Raw genomic sequence first — 5,098 nt, forward strand, 5'->3', positions numbered from 1 at the left:
GATACTTCTCACCATACTGCTCTTCTTTATTGTTCTCCGACATGATTGATCCCCCCTTTGTTATCTCCAGGATCATCATGTCATATCAGGTAAATCAGGGGAAGATGGGGTTAATTAAACGCTTACGCTATTTCAAGGTAGAGGGTGACAACGGCTCTCTATACATCATAAGGCATGACATGACATCGCTTGAGTGGGAATTGACACTGTTTGAAGAGAAGGGATGAATTGCGTAATCAGTTCTGCATTACTCTACATTTCGGGTACGTAGAACAACCCCAAAATTGTTGACCAGCCCTTTCACCTGATTTAACCATACGTTGAACCAATGGGCTGCCGCACTTTGGACAGGGCCGATCTGCATTTGGATTTGATCGCTTCTTTAGATTCTCAACATGTTTTCTGTGAGTTGCGAACGTTGGCGCAAGACGTACAGACTCTATTCGGTGTAGAAGGTCGCCAACCTGGTTTTCTGTAAATACCTGCTCACGAAATGACTTTATGTATGTGATAAATCCAGTGCCATGAGTGACGTTTGGCGGCATATCTGTCTTGAATGTGCTGCCGCCAACGAATGTGACAACAGAGCGAAGCGAATCTATCGGAATATTAAGCGCAGCCTCGAGCGCCTTGACATGCTTGAAATTCTGCCGCAATGGATTTTGAAAAGTAACGGACTTCTTATATATCTTTTGCGTCCAGTGCGCTTGATCCTCCCCTCCGAAGATCCACCCTTGCATATTCTTTGTTTCAAGCACGAAAATACCAAAACGGGAAACAAATAAGTGATCTATCTGCGTCGTGCCGTCAGGTGTGGTCAAGGTAACGTTGTCAACCCGGTGGTATGTGCCTTTGTCCAGCATAAACCGTGAAAGAACCCGGACTGTCAACTCGCCAAGGTAGCCCTTGCCCCAGGGTGATTTTAATATCGTGATGACGATTACTATCGGGATTAACCACCAGAAGTCTTTTAGGAAATGATTTATGACTATGAATAAATCCATGGTCTTTTTTTCGTCACCTGATCAATTACACTTAAATGCTATGTTTGCATCCAGCTTTTCGCCTGCTAATTCTGATATTAATCTCAGCTTCTAATCTCTCAATTGATCTTGGCATGAAGACGAGTCCTGTCTGTATCGTATGATACCCTTACCTCGATGTTTGGCATTTTGGCAAGCCATTCAACCGCAGTGGAATCAGATGCACCCATATACGATGTAGTGATAACCCTTACAGGGATATTTCGGGTAAGAAGATCCTCAAAGGCCGGTATTAGAAGACGCAAGCCAGACCACTTGATGAAAGAGATTAAGATGTCTACTGCATCAGCAGATTTCATCTCTGCCTGCAGCTCCTGAATAAGCTGCGGCTCGTGGGGGGAACCGGTAAACAAACTGCTCTCGACTATTGGTGTTGCAGGGCGAGGCAGCCCTTGCTGAGCGTAGTGTATCGGGGTTATTTCTGACAGGACAGACTTTTCTGCAAACACAAGTCTGTGTTTCCCGAGATGGGCATTTTCATTGGTGCCCGCAAGAATATCAATCAGACGATTGCAGAGGTTAAGCCGTTCAAGAGGATCAGTCTCCTGTAATAAAGACTTCTCAATAACTGAAGCTAAAAAGGCAGCATAGCGGCAGGGCTGCTCCTCAGGGTCAATCTTGGATAAGACAGACCGCAGCTCTGGATGGTGTAAGAGCGCATCACGCAGCCCTTCATCGAGCAAGGCTTCATAAATGCCGTAAGGGAGAGCATGACCACTATCATTATATCTTAAATTACTCAGGTACTACCTCCCAAGACAATGGCCTACGGCATCTAATCCATTTTAGCCTCTTTTGTAGGGGCATCAACTGCTCAAGTCTGTATCTTATCAAAGAAAGGTTCTCTTCTTTCATCCTCAGTCGCTTCGATCTTTAGCAGGACGTGACTTACCGTATCGAATATGCAGAAGTTTTCCGGCTCTGACACCCATTTATTGGGTAACTCAAACTGAACATCAACGTCTGGCTTTTAAACCATCTACTTTCATTCCTTTCTCCCTTCGCTTAGCTCTGTCTCAATTTCCTCAATACTTGGAAGACTGGATTTCAATTCTTTCGGCAGTGAGCGGGTCAGCTTTGTTTCCCAATGCGCCACTCCTATGGGTTTACGCAAATCGCGTAGTGCATATTCTACAACAAGCTTATTCTTTGAACGACAGAGGAGAAGTCCGATAGTGGGCTTATCGTCAGGATGGCGCAAGAGATCATCCACAGCAGACAGGTACATGTTCAACTTACCAATAAATGCAGGTTCAAAGGCAACAGCCTTGAGTTCGACCACGACGTAGCAGCGCAATCTGAGATGGTAGAAGAGCAAATCTACATAGAAATCGTTGTCTCCGACTTCCAGATGTATCTGCCGGCCCACAAAGGCGAAGCCTGCACCCAGTTCAAGCAGAAATTTCTGGATGTGATCCACCAGTGCCTGTTCAACCTCTCGCTCGCGACGTGCGCTCGCAGTACCCAGGAAGTCAAAAACATAAGGGTCTTTGAAGATCTGCGCTGCCATATCTGAATCTGCCGGCGGCAGTGTCTTTTGAAAATTACTGACCACTTTACCATGCCGTTCATGAGCCCGGCCATCAATTTGCAGCGTAAGAATGTTGCGGCTCCAGCCACATTCTATAGCCTCGCGAATGTACCACCCGCGGACATCAGGGGACTTAACGCGCTGCAGAAGAACTATGATATGTCCCCACGGCAATTGTGAAACAAGCTGTTTCACTTTTTTGACGTCAGGCCAGGACTCGGCAAAGGAGCGCATGAATAAAAGATTACGTGGAGAGAATCCCTTCATCTCCGGAAAGGTTTCGCAAAGGTCATAAGAGAGTCGGTCAACAACTTTTGCACCCCATCCCTCCTGACTCTGCCGCCGAAGGATAGATTGACCAATTTCCCAATATAGATTAATCATTGCAGCATTGGCAGACATAACCGTCCTTAGACGGGTTTTCTGTATCTTGGTTTTAATTTCCTGAAATAAAGCAACGTAGTTCGCAGACAGGTCTGCCTTGCCTGGAGCAACAGGGAACGCGGCGCCTTCTCTGACTTTCCCCCGGCTTAATCTCTTTTTCCTCACCTCAGCAGAGCCTCCTTGAGAATTTCTTTCAATTTTTATTTTCTCCTTCCCAATGATGGCGCACCGGCTGATACCATACGTATTGTGATATATTATAGCAATAGCCATATTTTTTCCATAACAATCAACCAGTTATCCTGTGTCAATAAAAACCAATAGTTTATCCCTGCGCCAACATGATATACTGCTAAAAAATCGAATCAGGTAATCTTATTCAACCCCATACAATGGTAAATTCTAATTGTGCCGGTAAAGCCGGGGAAAATCAGAACAGACATTATACAATCGTAAAATTAAGACAAGGAACAAGGGAATGGCATGAGTGGCGTCGTCAGGGAATAGGGGCATCCGATGCTCCAACTGTAATGGGGGAGAATCCCTGGAAAAGCCCGGAATATTTACTGAGAGAAAAGCGAGGAGAGATAACATTCGGCTTAAACGCGGCTATGGTTAGAGGTATAGCGCTTGAGCCTATAGCAAGAAAACGCTATGAAGACAAACTTGGTTTCCGTGTCGAACCGGCCTGTCTGCAAAGCATAAAGCATGAATGGCTTCGCGCAAGTGTTGATGGACTGGCAACAGACAAAGGTACCATTGTTGAAATAAAATGTGGGAAAAGCGTTTACCGCCAGGCGTCACAAACCCGGAAGGTACCCTCTTATTATTACGGACAATTGCAACACATGCTTGCCATTACAAATTTTCAATCCATTGATTTCTTCTGTTACTGGCCGGATCACCCCGAAGTTCATCTTAATATAGCACGAGATGATAATTACATTAAACGCCTTCTTGATGCTGAATACAAGTTTTGGCAGAAGATATAACAGGATGTGAAGATAAATTAACAATGAGACGCAAACTTGACGCAATTAAATTTTATTTGCGTCTCAAATTACGTTATCTGCAACTATTCTATTATAATCTCATCTATAACCTTCTCTTGACTCTGATAACATATCTCCTGGACATCCTGAAGCGCCACCCTAATACCTATATCTTTCCTTCAAGATATTGCAGAACAGTAGATTTAACTTTTTTCGCATATTCTATGGCTTCCTGTGCCTTTTCTACTGGTATTTCATAGTACACCTCAGAGGGTATCTTGCCTCAACCGCATAAATTGACAACATCTCAATATCTCCGATCTCTGATTCAAGGGACGGTGAAATATCTTTACATAATAAAACAAGGTCTTCAATGGAATGTGTCCTGGGAAAATCTATTTCATGGAACGTCAGGAAGCCTTTAATATATTTTTCGGCGCATTGCTGAGCATGAAAACATACGGTATCATAAGGCGGATCATTCATGGTCATAGTATGTTCAGCGGTACTGAGGTCATTTTCAGCTTTTTTGAACCATGCGTTCACTGCGCTTATCTTATCGTCTTTCATAAACCACCTTCCCCTTATGGGCAGCCGTATAAATTATAGTTCCTACGATATCCTTAAATCTCTCAAACTCCTGCGGTGTCCTGACAATAACATCTTTTGGCATCCCAAGATATTTCAGTGTCTTCCTTATGGGAAGCACCCGTTCGTAAGGTTTCATGTCCGTATCCATTACCACCATTAAATCAATATCGCTGTTCTCTGTGGGTTTTCCATAGGCATAAGAACCAAAGAGGATAATCTTTTCAGGATTAAAATTATCAATAATTTTTCTGACAGCTTCCTTTAAATAAGCTTCTATATCCATCTATGTTTTCCTCTTCAATCTGGTCATTCCAATTCCATATCTTCCAATAATGCGACGCTAAATTATATTATCACATAACAGTGCGAGAACAAAGATTGAAGTAGTATTCAAGAATCGGGGAAAAACCCAGTGCAAAAACGCTACCCGGTGTAACCTGTCACATTATCTTATCTAAAACCCCTATCTTTTTTTCACAATCTTTTGTATAAAAGGATTTCTTTATCAGATTAAATTGACCGGATATTGAGGAGAGGGAGGATAACCGGGAGCACCC

At 43.6% G+C, this 5,098-nt stretch carries 7 protein-coding genes; 2 read left to right on the forward strand and 5 right to left on the reverse strand.

The genetic code is table 11. The features are described from left to right. The first annotated feature begins 77 nt into the window (after positions 1 to 77). The gene (locus IT393_07465) at positions 78 to 227 is read left to right on the forward strand and encodes a hypothetical protein (GenBank protein ID MCC7202479.1); all 150 of its coding nucleotides are present in this window, start codon (positions 78 to 80) and stop codon (positions 225 to 227) included. Positions 228 to 236: 9 nt separating this feature from the next. Here IT393_07465 and IT393_07470 read toward each other — a convergent pair whose 3' ends face one another. The 3 genes from IT393_07470 to IT393_07480 all read right to left on the reverse strand — a co-directional run bounded on the left by IT393_07470 (position 237) and on the right by IT393_07480 (position 3,231). Continuing rightward, positions 237 to 1,004: an NERD domain-containing protein gene (locus IT393_07470; protein ID MCC7202480.1), complete on the reverse strand. Its 768-nt coding sequence runs from the start codon at positions 1,002 to 1,004 to the stop codon at positions 237 to 239. Positions 1,005 to 1,102: 98 nt separating this feature from the next. Then, complete coding sequence (locus IT393_07475; GenBank protein MCC7202481.1) at positions 1,103 to 1,726, reverse strand: hypothetical protein; 624 nt, start codon at positions 1,724 to 1,726, stop codon at positions 1,103 to 1,105. A 302-nt stretch (positions 1,727 to 2,028) separates the two neighbouring features. After that, positions 2,029 to 3,231 carry a DUF1016 family protein gene (locus tag IT393_07480; GenBank protein ID MCC7202482.1) on the reverse strand — a complete coding sequence of 401 codons (1,203 nt, stop codon included), beginning with the start codon at positions 3,229 to 3,231 and terminating at the stop codon, positions 2,029 to 2,031. A gap of 119 nt (positions 3,232 to 3,350) precedes the next feature. On the opposite strand from IT393_07480, the gene IT393_07485 reads away from it, so the two are divergent. Further along, a complete protein-coding gene (locus IT393_07485; protein MCC7202483.1) occupies positions 3,351 to 3,950 on the forward strand; it encodes a YqaJ viral recombinase family protein in 600 nt (199 codons plus the stop codon). Between the two features lie 243 nt (positions 3,951 to 4,193). On the opposite strand, the gene IT393_07490 is transcribed toward IT393_07485, so the two are convergent. Together IT393_07490 and IT393_07495 are read right to left on the reverse strand one after the other, a co-directional pair. Next, positions 4,194 to 4,520 carry a HEPN domain-containing protein gene (locus IT393_07490; protein MCC7202484.1) on the reverse strand — a complete coding sequence of 109 codons (327 nt, stop codon included), beginning with the start codon at positions 4,518 to 4,520 and terminating at the stop codon, positions 4,194 to 4,196. Further along, the gene (locus IT393_07495) at positions 4,507 to 4,824 is read right to left on the reverse strand and encodes a nucleotidyltransferase domain-containing protein (GenBank protein ID MCC7202485.1); all 318 of its coding nucleotides are present in this window, start codon (positions 4,822 to 4,824) and stop codon (positions 4,507 to 4,509) included. Before IT393_07495 ends, IT393_07490 begins: the two co-directional genes overlap by 14 nt. Positions 4,825 to 5,098: the final 274 nt, after the last annotated feature.

The sequence above is a fragment of the Nitrospirota bacterium genome, assembly GCA_020851375.1.
In the GTDB taxonomy this organism is placed as follows: Bacteria; Nitrospirota; 9FT-COMBO-42-15; order HDB-SIOI813; family HDB-SIOI813; genus RBG-16-43-11.